At 39.9% G+C, this 16865-nt stretch carries 16 protein-coding genes; 7 read left to right on the top strand and 9 right to left on the bottom strand.

Translation table 11 applies throughout. The features are described 5' to 3' along the window. From murE to rnr, 7 genes are all read right to left on the bottom strand, one after another. The coding region (murE, locus tag ACJHV0_RS07600; protein ID WP_483133811.1) for a UDP-N-acetylmuramoyl-L-alanyl-D-glutamate--2,6-diaminopimelate ligase at window positions 1-1457 on the bottom strand (1457 nt) is incomplete at its 3' end. A gap of 8 nt (window positions 1458-1465) precedes the next feature. Continuing rightward, on the bottom strand, window positions 1466-3520 hold the full coding sequence (locus tag ACJHV0_RS07595) for a penicillin-binding transpeptidase domain-containing protein (protein WP_025235333.1): 2055 nt from the start codon (window positions 3518-3520) through the stop codon (window positions 1466-1468). A 3-nt stretch (window positions 3521-3523) separates the two neighbouring features. Next, a complete protein-coding gene (gene ftsL / locus ACJHV0_RS07590) occupies window positions 3524-3835 on the bottom strand; it encodes a cell division protein FtsL (protein ID WP_025235332.1) in 312 nt (103 codons plus the stop codon). A 28-nt stretch (window positions 3836-3863) separates the two neighbouring features. Beyond that, on the bottom strand, window positions 3864-4802 hold the full coding sequence (gene rsmH, locus ACJHV0_RS07585) for a 16S rRNA (cytosine(1402)-N(4))-methyltransferase RsmH (RefSeq protein ID WP_463626322.1): 939 nt from the start codon (window positions 4800-4802) through the stop codon (window positions 3864-3866). A 15-nt stretch (window positions 4803-4817) separates the two neighbouring features. Beyond that, window positions 4818-5276, bottom strand: a complete 459-nt coding sequence (gene mraZ / locus ACJHV0_RS07580) for a division/cell wall cluster transcriptional repressor MraZ (RefSeq protein ID WP_463626324.1) — start codon at window positions 5274-5276, stop codon at window positions 4818-4820. Between the two features lie 202 nt (window positions 5277-5478). Then, entirely contained in the window at window positions 5479-5745 is a 267-nt protein-coding gene (locus tag ACJHV0_RS07575; RefSeq protein ID WP_334256743.1) for a hypothetical protein, read from the bottom strand. Window positions 5746-5748: 3 nt separating this feature from the next. Further along, window positions 5749-8112: a ribonuclease R gene (gene rnr / locus ACJHV0_RS07570; protein ID WP_483133810.1), complete on the bottom strand. Its 2364-nt coding sequence runs from the start codon at window positions 8110-8112 to the stop codon at window positions 5749-5751. Between the two features lie 138 nt (window positions 8113-8250). Here rnr and ACJHV0_RS07565 point away from each other — a divergent pair, with 138 nt between their 5' ends. After that, window positions 8251-8571 (top strand): zinc ribbon domain-containing protein YjdM, encoded by a 321-nt coding sequence (locus ACJHV0_RS07565; protein ID WP_283386371.1) that lies wholly within the window; start codon window positions 8251-8253, stop codon window positions 8569-8571. Between the two features lie 73 nt (window positions 8572-8644). Next, window positions 8645-9268, top strand: coding sequence for a hypothetical protein (locus ACJHV0_RS07560; protein ID WP_283386372.1), 624 nt, complete (start codon window positions 8645-8647; stop codon window positions 9266-9268). A 43-nt stretch (window positions 9269-9311) separates the two neighbouring features. On the opposite strand, the gene znuA is transcribed toward ACJHV0_RS07560, so the two are convergent. Then, a complete protein-coding gene (gene znuA / locus ACJHV0_RS07555) occupies window positions 9312-10280 on the bottom strand; it encodes a zinc ABC transporter substrate-binding protein ZnuA (protein WP_334256740.1) in 969 nt (322 codons plus the stop codon). Between the two features lie 132 nt (window positions 10281-10412). Between znuA and ubiD the strand changes: the two genes are divergently transcribed. The 5 genes from ubiD (at window position 10413) to ACJHV0_RS07530 (ending at window position 16678) form a co-directional block, all read left to right on the top strand. Further along, window positions 10413-11876: a 4-hydroxy-3-polyprenylbenzoate decarboxylase gene (ubiD, locus tag ACJHV0_RS07550; protein WP_334253483.1), complete on the top strand. Its 1464-nt coding sequence runs from the start codon at window positions 10413-10415 to the stop codon at window positions 11874-11876. Between the two features lie 154 nt (window positions 11877-12030). Then, a complete protein-coding gene (locus ACJHV0_RS07545; protein WP_283386374.1) occupies window positions 12031-12210 on the top strand; it encodes a hypothetical protein in 180 nt (59 codons plus the stop codon). Further along, complete coding sequence (locus ACJHV0_RS07540) at window positions 12203-12487, top strand: type II toxin-antitoxin system RelE/ParE family toxin (protein ID WP_283386375.1); 285 nt, start codon at window positions 12203-12205, stop codon at window positions 12485-12487. The genes ACJHV0_RS07545 and ACJHV0_RS07540 overlap by 8 nt, the downstream gene beginning before the upstream one ends. A 394-nt stretch (window positions 12488-12881) precedes the next feature. Next, on the top strand, window positions 12882-15893 hold the full coding sequence (gene rne, locus ACJHV0_RS07535; RefSeq protein WP_483133809.1) for a ribonuclease E: 3012 nt from the start codon (window positions 12882-12884) through the stop codon (window positions 15891-15893). 137 nt (window positions 15894-16030) lie between these two features. Beyond that, window positions 16031-16678, top strand: a complete 648-nt coding sequence (locus ACJHV0_RS07530) for a hypothetical protein (RefSeq protein WP_334234428.1) — start codon at window positions 16031-16033, stop codon at window positions 16676-16678. A 92-nt stretch (window positions 16679-16770) separates the two neighbouring features. Here ACJHV0_RS07530 and ACJHV0_RS07525 read toward each other — a convergent pair. After that, on the bottom strand, window positions 16771-16865 hold a 95-nt coding region (locus tag ACJHV0_RS07525), incomplete at its 5' end, for a LysM peptidoglycan-binding domain-containing protein (protein ID WP_483133812.1).

Here is a 16865-nt window from a genome sequence, read left to right as displayed (position 1 = left end):
TGCAACTTCTCCGTCCCAATAATCTGATAATCCTCGTGCCCTTTGCCGGCAATTAAAATCACATCGATAGATTTTGCTTGCTCAATGGCAGTTTTAATCGCTTGCTCACGGTTGTGGATCACTTGTACCGCAGATTGGTTTTCAAAACCTTTGAAGATATCCGCCATAATTTTTTGGTTATCTTCGGTTCTAGGGTTATCATCGGTTGCGATCACTTTATCTGCTAATTGCTCGGCAATTTTTGCCATTAATGGGCGTTTGCCCGTATCACGGTCTCCGCCACAGCCGAAAATGCACCAAAGTTCACCTTCGCAATGTAGACGAGCGGCTTGTAGTGCTTTTTCTAATGCATCAGGTGTATGGGCGTAGTCCACAATCACCATTGGTTTATTTGGGCTTGTGATACATTCCATTCTGCCAGCCACACCAACTAATTGCGGAGCTGTTTTGATGAGTGTTTGAATATCAAAACCTAATGCAAGCAAGCCAGCAAAGGCTGTTAAAATATTACTTACGTTAAAAGCCCCGATTAAACTACTGCGTAATTCACCATTTCCCCAGCTTGATTCAAATTGAATGGTTGCACCTTGTAGCGTAAATTTCACGGCAGTCGCTTTTATAAATTTATGGTTAGTGCTGAAATCCGGGCGAGTACTTACTGCCACTGCATTTGGTAACTTGCTAAGCCATTCAGAACCAATGTCATCATCGGCGTTAATTACTTGAGCTTTCGTATTAAGTTCACTAAACAAGCGGAATTTCGCTTCTGCATATTCTTCCATTGTGTTGTGGTAATCAAGATGATCGCGGCTTAAGTTAGTGAATATCGCTAAATCAAACTCCAAAGCTTCTGCTCTAAATTGAGCTAAACCGTGAGAGCTGACTTCCATCGCACAAAAATCTGCACCCAGTTTCACAAAATCAGCAAGGTTACGTTGAATTTCAATGGCTGAGCCGGTAGTGTTTACTGCTTCTTGTACCTTGCCATATAAGCCGTTGCCGATTGTTCCCATTACCGCTGATTTTCCGCCTAATAAGTTATGCCATTGAGCCAACAGTTGAGCGGTCGTCGTTTTGCCGTTTGTGCCGGTAATGCCTGCTAACACTAATTTTTGTGATGGATTATCGTAAAACGCCCCTGCGATAGCAGACAGCAATTTTGGTAATTGAGGCACAGAAATGACTTTACAACAAGCGGTACGATCTAAGTTAAATTTTGCAAATTGTGGATCAAGCTCAACTTCAATTTGATCTTCTTCCGCTTCAGCTAAAATAATTTTTGCCCCTTTCTCAATAGCGTTTGGGATAAATTTTCTACCATCAACTTGATGACCTTTAAGAGCAATAAATAAGTCGCCTTGTTGAACTTGACGGCTGTCTAACGTCATTTGCTTTAGCTCGGTGAGTTCTTCAACCCAAGCATCAAGCTCTGTGAGAAAAGGAAGTAAACGTTTCATAGCTGACCTTAATTGATACTACGTTCTAATTTGATTTCACGCACGGCACTTTGTGTGTCTGACGTTAAATTATCCGGCTTAATATTACGTTGTTTTAGCGTATAGCCCATAATACGAGAGAATAGCGGGGCTGATACAAAACCACCATAATAGTTACCTGCTTTCGGCTCATTAATGAGTACTACTAAAGCAAAACGCGGATCGCTTGCTGGGGCAAGCCCTGCAGTATAAGCGATATATTTCTCCACATATTTACCGTTTTCTAACTTACGAGCAGTACCTGTTTTGATTGCGACACGGTAGCCATCAACCGCTGCACGGTGTCCACCTTCGCCTTTTGCAGCAACGCTTTCCATCATATGAACAACTTCACGGGTGGTTTTTTCAGGTAGAACTCGCTCACCAATGACAGGAGGATCTACTTTGGTAATAGAAAGTGGGCGATAAATCCCGAAGCTGCCTAAGGTTGCATAAGCTCGAGCAAGCTGAAGTGGCGTAACATTCAAACCGTAACCATAAGAAAGTGTTGCTCGTTCAATATCTGCCCAGCGTTTACGGTCTCCGTTTGTACCTCGTTGTTCGCCTAAACCTAAACCTGTATCTTTACCGAAACCCACTTTAGTGTAAGTATCCACTAACGCATTAGCTGGCATTCTTAAGGCTAATTTACTTACGCCAATGTTACTGGATTTTTGTAAAATACCTGTAATAGTCAAGCTATCTCTTGGGGCAACGTCTTTAATGGTATGTCCATTTATTACAATAGGTCTTGTGCCGATAACTTCATCTTTATAAGTTACTTTATTATGCAAGGCGGTTAATACAGTAAAAGGTTTTACTGTTGAACCCGGCTCAAAAGTATCGGTAATCGCACGGTTACGCATAAGCTCCGGTTTAAAGCTATCACGTTTGTTTGGATTAAATGACGGTGCATTTGCCATTGCCAATACTTCGCCTGTTTGAACATCAACTAATACTGCCGTGCCTGATTCTGCATTATTTTCCTGCACCGCTTTTTTGATTTCACGGTACACCATAGATTGCAACTCTTCATCAATACTGAGCATTACATCTTGCGGATCGTATTGTTTTTCCGAACGAATATTCTCAACAATATTGCCTTTAGCATCTTTACGGATTATTTGTTTACCGTTTTTACCAATCAGCAAAGAGTTAAAACTACGCTCTAAGCCTTCCGAGCCATTCATATCGTCTTTATCGGTAAAGCCAATAAGTTGCGAAGCTTCTTCTGATAATGGATAAAAACGGCGAGATTCACCTTTAATCACTAACGCATCAATATCAAGTTCTTTCGCATACTCACTAATCGCTTCTGATTGATGGCGAGACAAATAGACAAAACGTTGGCGATTTTTGCTGTAAAGCTCGTCCATTATGTCATTATAAGACCGCCCGATTTCTTTGCTTAGTGCTTGGAATTTTCGGCGTTCTAGTTCCCAGTGTTCCTGATCTAAACGAACAAAAACAGAACTTGGATTATTTCTCACTTTCTCTATTAACGTGTTGTAATCCAAGCCTGTAACTTGTGCGAGTTGTGTCCAATAACCTTCACTTTTGGTGTTTAAAATAGAGCGAGGGTCAAAATCTACTTTCTCTTTTGAGATATTCTTTTTCTCAATAAATTTATTCACACTGGCTTCAATCTTACTTTTTGACGTTTCCATTTCAATAGCCAACGCTCGCCAGCTTTCGTTGGAACGTCTTAGCTTAGTATCGAAATATTCTCTTGGATCAAGTGTTAAAGAATACATTGGAACACTAATGGAAAGGAAACGCCCATTGCGATCTAAAATCCGCCCACGCGTGAATTGTAATTCTTTAGTACGAAGCGAGCGGTTATTTGCTTCTTTAATTAATCGTTCAGAATCAACAAGTTGAATATAAGCAGCTTGAGCCAATAGCCCTACTACCATTACCACCATTAAGAGTGCCACCACCCAGAAGCGTTTCGGTAAAAAACTAGGTAATTTTTTACCTTCTACTTTTGGTGGCTCTGCAATTGGGGCTTTTTGTTTAGGTTTTACTTTAACTGACTTGACCATTTTCTATTCAACTAAAATTATTTCTTGTTCTTTTTTAATTGGCTGTAAACCGAAAGATTCTGCAGCGGCATCAACTCTCGCTCTTCCACTACGGCTATTTTCTTCCAATAACAAATTGGTATATTGGCTCTCCAGCTTCTGATTAGCGGAAATTAATTGCCCTTGTTCACTAACAGACAAACGGGTTTGGTGCGTTACCCAAATTGTTGCAACCGCTGAAATAACCACTCCAATTAGCAGTAAAATCGCAACTTTGTTATGACTAAAAATATCGTCAATAATAATTTGGTGTAACGGATAGCGTTCGTTAGCCATTTTCATTCCTTTCATTTACTTAACGTTACTAGCGTTTTTCTGCAATTCGGAGCACCGCACTACGTGAGCGAGCATTTGCTTCAATCTCTGCTTCACTTGGCATAATCGCTTTTCCAATGGTTTTAAGGGGAATATTTTTATTCAATTCAGCTTCCAAAATAGGCAAACCACGAGGTACGTCCATACCTTTGCTATGTTTACGCATAAACTGCTTGACCATTCTGTCTTCAAGTGAGTGGAAGCTAATAATAGACAAACGCCCTTCTGGAGCTAATACGGTTAATGCGGAATTGAGAGCTTTTTCCAGTTCATCTAATTCGCTGTTAATAAAAATTCTAATTGCTTGGAAAGAACGAGTTGCCGGGTGTTTATGCTTATCTTTAAACGGCACTGCATCGCTAATAATTTGGGCGAGTTGTAACGTGCGAGAAATTTTCTCACTTGCAGATTTATTGTAAGAAACGATCGCTTGTGCAATGCGTTTTGCAAAGCGTTCTTCGCCAAATTCTTTAAGCACCCAAGCTAAATCTTCAACAGATACTTGAGCTAACCACTCTGAGGCTGATAATCCTTTGGTGGTATCCATACGCATATCAAGCGGTCCATCACGCATAAAACTGAAGCCTCTTTCAGCTTCATCAAGTTGTGGGGAAGAAACGCCCAAATCAAGTAAAATGCCGTCAATTTTGCCAACCAATCCCATTCGTTCACAAATTTCAGGAATGACAGAAAAAGCAGTGTGTTCAATCTGAAAACGTGGATCGTTAATGGTTTGAGCTTCTGCGATCGCTCGAGGATCACGATCTGTTGCAATCAGGCGTCCATTTTCGCCTAATTTGGATAAAATTAAGCGAGAATGTCCACCACGCCCAAAAGTACCATCAATATAGATACCGTTAGGCTTAATTGCTAAGCCATCAACAGCTTCGTGCAATAATACTGTAATGTGTTTCGGTGTTTCGCTCATTTTTCTTTCCAATTACTATAGCGATAAATTTTTTAAGGCATCGCAATCCAACATTTCTGCTGAACCACCAAATGCAAGATCTTCAGCAATTTGGGCTTGCCATTGTTTATCTTGCCAGATTTCAAATTTGTTTAATTGCCCAACCAACATAATCTGTTGATCTAATTGAGCGTGTTGGCGAAGTGTAGGGCTAAGTAAAATACGACCTGCCGAGTCCATTTCACATTCGGTTGCAAAGCCTTGCATTACACGCTGAATACGGCGTTGAACGGGGTCAAAATTTGATAATGCCAGTAATTTCTGCTCAACAATTTCCCATTCGTGCAAAGGGTAAAGTAGCAAACAAGGCTGACGAATATCGACTGTGCAAACTAAAATTCCGTGATGTTTTTCGAGAAGTTCTGTACGGTAGCGGGTCGGGATAGCGATCCGCCCTTTACTATCAATGCTGATTGAACTTGCACCACGAAACATTTTGATTCTTCGCCTTAGTTAAATAATGTTAAATTTAAGAAAAAGATCCACAATCCACCACTTTTTCCCACTTAATTAGGGGATTTTATCTATTCGCGATACATCTATCAAGGAGTTTTCATTTATTTACAAAATAAAAAGACCTATCTAAAAAGATAGGTCTTTCAATATTTGCAAATGTTTGCTCAAATTTAACCGCTTGTTAGCGTTTTAACACGGATTGCACTAACGATACCAGACCATAAACAGCCCAATAAAACAGAATAGCCCCGAAAAACAAGGTTGTGGTGTGAGGTAGCCAGTAATAAATACCCAGCACTTCTGCGGTACGGCATTCTAAACGTTGGTAGTCATTGAGTTTAGTCAAATCATTACAATCAAAGGGAATATAGCTAAAAACGAAGTAGCTGATTATTGCGATAACAACTGCAAACAAAATGCTACACAAAATCTGTTTTTTATAATCCATTTTCTATTTCTTCTTTGACTTACTAGCGGTCGTTTTTGTCCGTTTTTTTGCAGATTTTACCGGTTTTTTCTCTGTAGTTTTCTTCGCTTTTTTTACGGTTTTTGGTTCTTTGAAAACAGGTTTCGCTGCGGCTTTTGCCTTTTTTCTCGCCGTTTTACCTGTCGTTTTATGTTCAGTTAGCAACTCAAAGTCAATTTTCTTTTCATCTAAATTCACGTTGATCACTTTTACTCGAACCACATCACCTAAACGGTAAATAATGCCACTTTCGCCCACTAAACGTTGTCTGTCTGCATCATAATGGTAGTAGTCATTAACTAAAGTTGAAATATGAACCAAACCATCAATAAATAGCTCATTAAGTTTCACAAATAAACCAAAGCCTGTTACGCTTGAAATCACACCATCAAACTCTTCGCCGATATGATCCTGCATAAACTCACATTTCAGCCAATCTGCCACATCACGGGTCGCTTCATCTGCTCGGCGTTCGGTAGCAGAACATTTATCGCCAAATGCGTCCATATCATCTAACTTGTAGTGATAACCACCGCCATCGGTATAATGACGTGTATTGCCCTTGCCTTTTTCGATTAAATATTTAATCGCACGGTGCAATAACAAATCAGGATAACGGCGAATTGGCGAGGTAAAGTGAGCATATTCGGTTAATGCTAAGCCAAAATGTCCGATGTTATCCGCCTCATAAACGGCTTGTTTAAGAGAACGAAGTAACATTGTTTGAATAAGCTCTTTATCGGCACGTTCGGCAATTTGGTTTAATAATACGCCGTAATCTTTAGGTTGTGGATCAAGCCCAACCTCCCACGTTAAACCACATTCACGCACAAATGATTTAAAACTGAGTAATTTTTCTTCACTTGGTTTATCGTGAATTCGGTAAAGTGCCGGCTCATTTGCTTGTTCCACAAAGCGAGCTGCCGCAATATTTGCCAAAATCATACACTCTTCAATCAGTTTGTGTGCCTCATTGCGGATAAGCGGCTCAATACGTTCAATTCTCCCTTGTGGATTGAAAATAAATTGATTTTCAATGGTTTCAAACTCAATTGCCCCTCGCTTTTGACGAGCTTTCATTAAAGTTTGGAACATCGCATAAAGCTCTTCAATATGTGGCACTAATGGTGCATAACGCTCACGCAAAATTTCATCGCCTTCTAACATTTTCCAAACTTTGGTATAGGTCAGGCGAGCGTGTGAATTCATTACTGCTTCATAGAATTTGTAATCGACCAGTTCCCCTTTGTTGGAAACCGACATTTCCGCCACTAAACAGAGACGATCAACCTGTGGATTTAATGAACACAAGCCATTTGAAAGAACTTCGGGTAGCATTGGAATCACTCGATTCGGGAAATAAACCGAGTTACCTCGATTAAGTGCTTCCAAATCTAACGCCGTTTTCGGGCGAACGTAATAGCTTACATCAGCAATTGCTACCCATAAACGCCAGCCGTTACCTTCTTTTTTGGCAAAAACCGCATCGTCAAAATCACGAGCATCTTCGCCATCAATAGTAATGAGCGGTAAATCACGTAAATCAATACGCCCCTGCTTCGCTTCTTCCGGCACTTCTTCGCTAGTAAATTGACGAATTTGCTTTTCTACCCCTTCTGACCAAACGTGTGGAATATCGTGATTGCGTAATGCAATTTCGATTTCCATACCCGGTGCTAAATTATCGCCTAAAATCTCCGTAATAAAACCCACCGGGCGGTTAAAACCGGCTTTGCGTTCTTGCAATTCCACCACAACAACCTGACCCATTCTTGCTCCCATACGATGCTCATCAGGGATTAGAATATCTTGATTGATACGGCTATCGTCAGGCACAACGAAACCGATACCACTTTCCAGGAAGAATCGCCCAACAATCTGCTTTTTACGGGCTTCCAGCACACGCACGATACGCACTTCTTTACGACCTCTTCTATCTGTGCCGTTCGGCTGTGCCAGTACAAAATCACCGTGCATTACTTTTACCATTTGAGCATTAGGGATAAACCAATCCTCACTTTTAGTCGTGAGTTTTTCGTGCCCCTCTACTTGTAGGAAACCATAGCCATCACGATGACCAATCACTGTCCCTTTCAATAAATCCATCTTTTCAGGCAAGGCATAACGTTTACCTTTAGTAAACACTAACTCGCCGTCATTTTCCATTGCCCGTAAACGGCGGCGAACACCCTCCATTCGTTCTTCATCATAAATGTGAAATGCTTCGAGCAACTCATCACGACTCATCGGTGCGTTATGTTCACGAATAGTATTTAAAATAAACTCTCGGCTCGGCACAGGATTTTCATATTTTTCTAATTCTTGTTGATAATTTGGATCGACTATCATAGTTGCCTCCTTTTGCTTTAATCTGTTCTTATTCTAACTGACTTTTCTTTACAATTGTTAAAAATTGTTCATTTATCTTTTTATTGCTTTTTATTATATAATGCCATTTTTAACATAAACCAATGAGAAGAAAATATTATGACATACCCTGTATGCCCTGAATGCAAAGGCGAAAATACTTATCACGATTCTATTCAATTTGTTTGCCCTGATTGTGCCTACGAATGGAATGGTGAAGAGACCAGTCAAGACGAAGATGTCTTAATTGTAAAAGACAGTAATGGTAATTTATTATCGGATGGTGATGATGTACTATTAATCAAAGATTTGAAATTAAAAGGATCATCAGAAGTCTTGAAAAAAGGCACTAAATTCAAAGGGATTCGTTTAGCAAAAGGCGATCACAATGTAGATTGTGGCAAAATTATGCTGAAATCTGAATTTTTGAAAAAAGCCTAACGGGTAAATTTTACTGATTGCAAGCGGTCAAATTTTTACTCAATTTTGCAAATTAAATTACTAGAGGAATATTATGTCTATTAAGAAACTTCTGTTGGCACTGCCTTTGATTTCATTGTTAGCATTTAATGTACAAGCGGCGGAGCCAACAAAATCAATGAATACAAAGAACACAACAACTCAAAAAGCAAATACTACAAATACTAAAAAAACGGAAGCAAACAAAAAAAATTCTACAGCCAATACAAAAAAATTGGCTAATGATAAATCTCAAGCCAATACAAGTAAAAAAGCAACATCTAAAACTCCGCAAGTGCAAGGGCTTGATTCGTTTAATAAAAATGTAACTATCAATCTAATGCAGCGAATCAATGCTGTACAAGATAACCAACCTGTTGCAATATTCGTTTATGAAGTAACAAATAAAGGTAGAAGCAAGATTAAAGGTTTACACTGGGCTTCTGCATTTACGGTAAATGAGCAAATTTTCTTTCTTCAAGAAAATATCACACCAGTATTTGAACAAGCATTAGAGCCGAAGCAAAAAGAAACCGTTACGCTTACCTTATTATTAGATAAAATACCTGAAAGCGTTAGACCGCTATTCGCTTCACTTGAAACCCCAATTGGTCATATTACTGTTGCCAAGCAGATTGATTTTACTAATGGTAAGAAAATTATCGTGAAAGAAGAATAAAACAAACCCCATTTAATTCACTTAAATGGGGTTATTTTTTATCTTACTTTGATAAACATTGGCTAAATTCGTTAGCTAGTGCCTGTAAAAACTCAGGATAAGCAGTTGCACTGAGTTGAACTTTCGCACCTAGTGGGTCTAATTGCCCTACATTTACGTTCGTTTCTTTAGCTAAAGTCTCAATTACTTTCGGGGTAAATTGTGGCTCAGCAAATAAACATTGTGCTTTGTTTTTAGCAATATTTTTCTTGATTGCGGCAAGTGTTTTCGCACCCGGTGCAACCGTTGGGTTAATGGTAAATGAACCTAATGAATTTAAACCATACTCTCTTTCAAAATAACCGTAAGCATCGTGGAAAGTGTAATAGCCTTTGGCTTTCACCGGCTCTAATTGCTTCGCAATTTCTGCTTTTTTAGCGGTTAAATTTGCTTTGAATTTTGCAAGATTTTCTGCAATTTTGGCTTTTTGTTCCGGTAATTGTTCACTTAAGCGTGCAGCAATTTGTTCCGCCGCTAACTCACTTGCTTCACTTGATAACCAAATATGCCAGTCTTCATCGTGGCTATGACCGTGATGATCATCGTGCTTATGGCTATGCCCTTTATGTTCGTGTTTATGATCGTGTGAATGCTTGTGATCTTGCTTATGATCGTGGTCGTGAGCATCTTCTTTTTTATCGCTCGCTTTTTCTACCAACTCTTCAATCGCTTCGACATTCTCAAGGGTTAATACCTTCTCTTTCGGCAGTTTTTCGATGCTTTTTTCGAGGAAACTTTCTAAACCATCGCCCACCCAAACCACTAATTGAGCAGATTGTAACTGCGATACATCTGACGGTTTCAAGCTGTAATCGTGTGGAGAAGCGGTTACCGGTAATAATACTTTGGTTTCAGTAACGCCATCAGTAATCGCATTGGCGATAAAGCCCAACGGTTTGATGCTGGTTAATACATCCGCTTGAGCAACTCCCGCCCCTAAAACCGCTAAGCCAATCAATGTTTTCTTAAACATAAAATCTCCTTTTATAAATTTGAAACCAATGTATTCTAGCAAAACCAAATAAAATTTCTATAAATTTTTTATGGGTATTTTTCATCCGCATTTTTCTATATACTTGCAAAAAACTTCAGAAATATGACCGCTATGAAATATAAAAATTTACGAGAATTTCTTGATTTACTTGAAGCACAAGGCGAGTTAGTTCGTATTAAACAAGAAATCGACCCTTATTTAGAAATGACGGAAATTGCCGATAGAACCTTAAGAAAAGGTGGACCGGCATTGTTGTTTGAAAACCCTAAGGGTAGCCAAATTCCTGTACTATGCAATTTATTCGGCACACCAAAACGAGTGGCGATGGGAATGGGGCAGGAAGATACCAAAGCCTTGCGAGAACTTGGCAAGCTACTCGCCTTTTTAAAAGAGCCTGAGCCGCCAAAAGGTTTCAAGGATTTAATCGGGCAGCTGCCGCAATGGAAGCAAATTCTTAATATGCCGCCGAAAGTGTTAAGTCGAGCAGAATGCCAGCAAGTGGTCATTTCGGGCGATGAGGTCGATCTCACTAAGTTGCCTATTATGCACTGCTGGAAAGGCGATATTGCCCCACTCGTTACTTGGGGGCTGACGATTACGCAAGGTCCGTACAAAAAACGCCAAAATCTAGGGATTTATCGCCAACAATTAATCGGCAAAAACAAGCTCATTATGCGTTGGCTCTCGCATCGTGGCGGGGCGTTAGATTTCCAAGAGTGGAAAGCCGAAAACCCCGATAAACCATTCCCTGTTTCAGTTGCCATTGGGGCAGATCCTGCAACGATTTTAGCCGCCGTTACGCCAATTCCCGATACACTCTCGGAATACGCATTCGCCGGGCTTTTACGTGGTAATAAAACGGAAGTGGTAAAATCGATTTCAAATGATTTAGAAGTGCCGGCAAGTGCAGAAATTGTACTTGAAGGCTACATTGATTTAGAGGAAACCGCATTAGAAGGTCCTTACGGCGACCACACGGGTTACTACAACGAACAAGAATATTTCCCCGTGTTTACCGTTACCCATATCACAATGCGAAAAGATGCGATTTATCATAGTACCTACACAGGCAGACCACCTGATGAGCCGGCGGTGTTAGGCGAAGCGTTAAACGAAGTCTTTATTCCAATTTTACAGAAGCAATTCCCTGAAATTGTCGATTTCTATCTGCCACCGGAAGGTTGCTCCTATCGTTTGGCAGTCGTTACGATGAAAAAGCAATACGCAGGGCACGCTAAACGGGTAATGATGGGCGTTTGGTCATTCTTACGCCAATTTATGTACACCAAATTTGTAATTGTGTGTGATGATGATGTGAACGCTCGAGATTGGAAAGATGTGATTTGGGCGATCACCACCCGCTGCGATCCGGCACGAGATACTACATTAATTGAAAACACCCCGATTGATTATCTTGATTTTGCCTCGCCAATTGCCGGCTTAGGCTCAAAAATGGGGATTGATGCTACCAACAAATGGGCTGGCGAAACCACTCGTGAATGGGGAACACCTATCGAAAAAGATGAAAGTGTGGTAAAACGTGTTGATGAGATTTGGGAACAACTCGGCATCTAACTAACAAGCGGTTGAATTGCAAAAAAATTTGTAAATTTAAGCACCAACAAGTACAAGATTAAAAGTGTTTTTAAGGAATAGCAACCGATTTGACAAACTAGAATGAAAAGCGGACAATGCTCTAAAATTGTCCGTTTTTTAATAGGAGCAAATAATGTTTAAAGAGAAAGGATATGATGAATTTCTGGCTGAACAAATCCGTATTGGTAGAGAAGAAATCAAAGCTGGGAAAGGTATTCCTTTAGATGTTGCTAAACAACAAATTAAAAGCCGATTAGAGCAGAAAATTCGAGAAATGGAGCTAAGCCAAAACAGAGATGTGGCTTATGGCTAGTTTTATATTAACCCCGAAAGCTCGTAGTAACATTGATGAAATTTTAGAAAATGTTATTGAGTTTACTGGTTATGAGCAGAGTGCTATCAAACTCTATGAGGATATTCTCAAAAAGTTTGAACTTATTGCTTTTATGCCAACAATCGGAGTTTGCCGTGATGACGGCACACGAGAAACTTTTGTACGAAATTATCGAATAGTGTATGAGATTGTTGAAGAAGATATTTTCATTATTACAATTATTCACACTCGCCGACTTTACCCTCGCCCTTCTTAATAACCCACAAGCGGTTAAATTTGCAAAAAAATTTGTAAATTTAACCGCTTGTGTTTTTTATATTCAACAACAAAATTCAATAAAATTAATTCGCAACAACGGCTACAATTACCTTGCTTTTAAAAGGGGTAAAATGCGATAATACCTTGTTATTTTTGCCTGTAAAAAGCAACGGAAAATTTGCAAAAATTTGGCAAAAAATAACCGCTTGCAAAAATCTTCAGCAAGCCATAAGTGATTGATTTTGCAGTTTCTTTGAGACAAGAAAAAGTAAACATAAGACAACTATCAACACTTTTATTAGGAATTAAGACAGTCGTGAGATAGACATAAAAACATTCCTGAATAATGGGGCAAACAGCCCGTGTAAAATGAACAATAATGAGAAAACACAATGAAAAGAATGTTAATCAATGCAACTCAAAAAGAAGAGTTGCGTGTTGCCCTTGTTGATGGGCAGCGTTTATTCGACCTAGATATTGAAAGTCCGGGGCACGAACAGAAAAAATCTAATATCTACAAGGGTAAAATTACCCGTGTTGAACCAAGCCTTGAAGCAGCATTCGTTGATTACGGTGCAGAACGCCACGGTTTCCTACCTTTAAAAGAAATTTCCCGTGAATACTTCCCGTCAGACTATGTGTTTAACGGTCGTCCAAATATCAAAGATATTATCCAAGAAGGACAAGAAGTTATCGTTCAAGTCAGCAAAGAAGAACGTGGTAATAAAGGTGCAGCCTTAACCACTTTCATTTCTCTTGCGGGTAGTTACTTAGTTTTAATGCCAAACAATCCGCGTGCAGGCGGTATTTCCCGCCGTATTGAAGGCGATGAGCGTTTAGAGTTAAAAGAGGCTTTAGACTGCTTAGATGTACCTGAAGATGTCGGTTTGATTGTACGTACTGCCGGTGTGGGAAAATCACCTGAAGAGTTGCAGTGGGACTTAAAAGTGCTATTGCACCATTGGGACGCCATTAAAAAAGCGGCAGAGTCTCGCCCTGCACCTTTCCTAATCCATCAAGAAAGTGATGTAATAGTACGTGCCATTCGTGATTACCTACGCCGTGATATCGGTGAAATCTTAATCGACAACAAAAAAGTATTCGAAAAGGCGAAAAATCACATTCGTTTGGTTCGCCCTGATTTCATCAACCGTGTGCGTTTATACGAAGGCGAAGTACCGTTATTTAGCCATTATCAAATTGAATCGCAAATTGAATCTGCATTCCAACGTGAAGTACGTTTACCGTCAGGCGGCTCAATTGTTATTGATGTAACAGAAGCCCTAACAGCGATTGATATTAACTCATCACGTTCAACTCGCGGTGGCGATATTGAAGAAACTGCCCTTAACACTAACTTAGAAGCGGCAGATGAAATTGCTCGCCAATTACGTTTACGTGATTTGGGCGGTTTAATTGTGATCGACTTTATCGATATGACCCCGGTTCGTCATCAACGTGAGGTAGAAAACCGCATTCGTGAAGCAACACGTCAAGACCGTGCAAGAATTCAGTTTGCTCGCATCTCTCGTTTCGGTTTGTTAGAAATGAGCCGCCAACGTTTAAGTCCATCATTAAGTGAAGCTTCATCGCATATCTGTCCTCGTTGTCAAGGCACAGGTAAAGTGCGTGATAATGAGTCTATTGCCCTTTCAATCTTACGTTTATTAGAAGAAGAGGCGATTAAAGAAAACACGGCTCAAGTTCACACCATTGTGCCGGTGCAGATTGCAACTTATTTATTAAACGAAAAACGTAAAGCAATTTCAAGCATTGAAAAACGCCACGAGGTTCAAATTGTGGTTGTACCGTCTGAAAGTATGGAAACCCCACATTTCAGCGTGTATCGCCTGCGTGAAAATGAAGTAACACCAACCTTGAGCTATGATTTGACTAAACATTACGAGGCACGTAGCGAGGAAGAACCACACCATCATTCACATAACCATAATGATGATGCCTTAGTAACTCGCAATGAGCCTGTGATTACCGTTGAATCTGTATTACAAAGCACCGAGCTAAATCTTCAACCTGCACCAACACCGGTTGAGCCGGCGAAACCATCTCTATTCAGCCGTTTAATGGCAACGATTAAAGGCTGGTTTGCAACAGAAGAAAAAGTGGAAGAAAAACCGAAACCGAAATCTCGCAATCAACGTGATCGTCGCCAACGTCGTGAACGCCCAAACCGCAATACAAAAGCGGAAAATCAAGAGCGTAAACAACAGCAAAATCAAGTAGCGTCTCAAGAAGAAAAAGCTACTCGTACTGAGAAAAAACAACGTCGTGCGGTGGTTGAAGAAGTAGCTGGCGTAACTGATGCACAGGAAAGCCGCAATAATCAACGAGAAAACCAAGTAGAACGCCGCCAACGTCGTGAATTACGCAAAAAAGTGCGTGTTGAGGCAGTAGAAGCTGTAAGTGAAAATTTAATACCATCAACAGTAGAAACTCTTGCGGTTAAACTAGATGATGTTGAAAATGTGCAAAAAAATGATGACAAACACTTGTGTTTGAACGTTGGCTTAGCCAACGGCTCCGAAGGAGCGAGCGTAGCGAGTAATATTCAACCGCTTGTAGCAGTAGAAGCTATTGCTGAAAACAACTCTGAAAGCCGTGATAACAACCGCCAACGCCGTTTGCCTCGCCATTTACGTGTAGGTAATCAGCGTCGTCGTGAGAATCAGCGTGGTAATGCAACTTCTGCAATGCCATTGAGCTCAGCAGTTGCTTCGCCTGAACTTGCCAGCGGTAAAGTTTGGGTACAATTTGCAACTCCGGCAAAAGCGGAAGAAAAAGTACAATTCTTATCGGTTGATCAAATGCTTGAACAGCAAGAAACCCAACCTGTTGAAGCAGAGAAAAAAGTAGCTGAGAAGAAAACACTTTCTGTTAGCCCATTAGGTGGATTTGTTGCTCAGCCGACTAATCGTGATTTAGTCAAAGAAAAACAAGAGGAACACGCTAAGCCTAAAGCAGAAAAAGGATTAGAACCGGAAATTCAAAAATCAGAAGTAAAAGAACATATTGCTCCATTTGGCAGTGTGGTTACTCAACCTTCTGAGCGTGATTTGGTAAAAGAGAAGAATGAGCGTGTTGGTAAATTCCAATCAAAAGCGACTTCTGCTCCAGCCATTGAAACAGTATCTCAACAAGTTATTGAAGTGCCTGTTTCAAGCTATGAAAGCAACTATAGTTTTAACGGTCGCTTAGGCACATTCTCTCGTGTTGAACATACCAAAGCGGAAATGACTGTTGCTGCACCACCAACAGAAAGCTTAGACTCTTTTGCTATTAATCAGTGGCAAAATTCTAAATATTATTTCTACGGTAAGGGTTTCGGTGGTTACACTAGTGCGGTAAGCCAAGTGCAATCTGCACCTCGCTCAACCAATATTGAGTAAAAAACTCTAAACTAGAATGCCTATTGATTAAAAATTAATAGGCATTTTTTATAATATGAACTTTTTATGATTTAATCAGCCTAAGCAAATACATTGCAAAATGTATTTGTTTATTTTTTTAATTTAAGGAACTCGGAATGAAAAAAACAATTTTATCTTTATTAGTGTTAGGTACAACAATGACGCTTGCAGCGTGTGATCAAGCAAAAGAAGCAACTCAAGCAACAGTAAACAAAGCTACTGAAGTGAAAGAAGCAGTTGTTGAAAAAGCAACAGAAGTTAAAGAGGCAACGAAAGATGCTATGCAAGCAACAGCAAATAAAGCGGAAGAAGCTAAAAATTCTGTTGTTGAGAAAGCAGCAGAAGTTAAAGCAGTAACTGAAGCTAAAACTGACGAAGTAAAAGAAGCAGCCAAAGAAGCTGTACAAGCAACGGCAGACAAAGCCGAAGCCGCTAAAAATGCGGTAGTTGAGAAAGCAGCTGAAGCAAAAGTAGCAGCTGAAGCAAAGATGGAAGAATTAAAAGAAGCAGCTAAAGATGCTGCACAAACCGTTTCAGATAAAACAGAAGCCACAAAAAATGCAGTAGTTGAAAAAGCAGAGGAGGCTAAAGTCGCAACAGAAGCTAAAGCTACAGAGTTGAAAGCAGCAGCTAAAGAAGCCGCACAAGCAACATCAGATAAAGCAGAAGCAGCTAAAAACGCTGTAGTTGAAAAAGCAGCAGAGTTAAAAGAAGTAACTGAAATGAAAGCTGAAGAAGTGAAACAAGCGGTAGAAAGTAAATAACAATTACTCAAAAGCTCTGCAAATGCAGAGCTTTTTTATCAACTACTCTTATATAAAAAGAGCTAAACTTTCACAAGTTTAGCTCTTCTTAATTATAAGCCTTTTGGAATTCGGATTTTTTGACCCGGGAAGATTTTATTTTCGTCTTTAATCACTTCTTTATTCGCTTCCACAATCGCTTTATATT

This window comes from Mannheimia sp., from assembly GCF_056854775.1.
Note: the sequence above shows the minus strand (reverse complement) of the source record. Positions and strands in the feature narration are given on the sequence as shown.